The following is a 1,398-nucleotide window of genomic DNA, read 5'->3' on the forward strand; positions in this document are numbered from 1 at the left end:
GCTATGTTCGTAATTTCGAGTTAGTACTCAAATTTTCCCGACTTTGTACTGCCTTAAAAAAGTTGGACATGTTTATTTTAATTGTTAGCTAGATACTGTTTACGATATTCGACTGGAGTTAATCCATGCCGTTTAAGTGAAATTCTCTGGGTATTATACCAAGCAACATAATGTTCCACTAACGTGCTCAGTTCACTAAGAGAAGTAATCCTAACACGCTTTAAACATTCACGTTTAATCATACTGAAAAAGCTTTCAACTGGGGCATTGTCTAAACAATTTCCCTTACGAGACATGCTTTGAATGAAATGATGATGTCTTAGTTTAACTTGATAATTGGTCATTTGATATTGCCACCCTTGATCAGAGTGTAGAATTGGCTTAGTTGTTGCGGGAATTTTTTTAATAAGAGTTTCAAGAGTTTGATCGATCAAAACACGATTGGGTGTTGAACTAACTTTAGCGGCTAAAACTTCATTGCTGGCTTCATCAATAACTGTCGAGATATACCCCCATTTTCCGCATGTAAGTTTAAATTGACTGACGTCAGTATGCAAAACAGTGTATGGTTTCTGGGCCTTGAATTGTTGATTGAGTAAATTAGGTGCCACCTGGCCAATATGACCATGATATGAGTTGTACCGCCCAGAATGTTTTGAAAAAAGAGTAACCTTCAGACCCATAGAAAACATAATTTTACGAATGGTTTCCAGACAAAGCTTAACATGGTGCTTTTTTAAAACAAGTCCTATGCGACGATAACCATAAGTTTGGTGAGAGCGGACAAATTCTTGCCGAATAATTTGTTTAATCTGACGATATTTATCAGGACGTTTTAGACAAGCTAAATGATAGTAATACGTTGAACGTGCAAGTCCCGCAACTTTTAAGAGCGTAACAAAGGGATAATTGCGCCGTAATTCGTTAATTATTTTGACTTTTAATTCTGTTTCTTGTTTCGAATTACGGCATCCAATTTTTTTAGATAAACATTTTCAATTTTAGTATAGGAAAGTTCCTGTTCTAAATGTTTGATTTGTTTTTGTTGCCGCTCAATTAGCTGTTGTTCAGTACTTTTCTTGGATGTTTCTTCTTTTTTCTTAACCATCTTGGGTCGTCCTATCTTAGATAAAATTACGGCTTTAATTCCAAATTGTCGCATTAATTTAAGCCAATTATAAACGACTGTGTGGCTGATATCAAAGTGTATGGCTGTTTTTTGAATACTGGTAGAGTGGTTCAAGTAATAGGTAATAACCGCTACCTTGAAGTCATTAGAATAGCGACGTCGTTTAAGCTGTTTAAGTCCGGCGGGGCCAAAGGCTTTATAACGCGACACCCAAATTACTAACGGTGTATCACTTGGCATCTTATACTTCAAACACAGTGTGTGTAATG

General features: G+C 36.2%; 2 protein-coding genes. Both read right to left on the reverse strand.

Annotation, left to right across the window (positions count from 1 at the left end):
- Positions 1-77: 77 nt before the first annotated feature.
- Entirely contained in the window at positions 78-977 is a 900-nt protein-coding gene (locus tag FFX44_RS12550) for an IS3 family transposase (protein ID WP_354669260.1), read from the reverse strand.
- A partial coding sequence (locus tag FFX44_RS12555; protein WP_289981772.1) for a helix-turn-helix domain-containing protein occupies positions 941-1,398 on the reverse strand: 458 nt, incomplete at its 5' end. The genes FFX44_RS12550 and FFX44_RS12555, both read right to left, overlap by 37 nt.

The sequence above is a fragment of the Lactobacillus sp. UCMA15818 genome (genome assembly GCF_030400225.1).
In the GTDB taxonomy this organism is placed as follows: domain Bacteria; phylum Bacillota; class Bacilli; order Lactobacillales; family Lactobacillaceae; genus Liquorilactobacillus.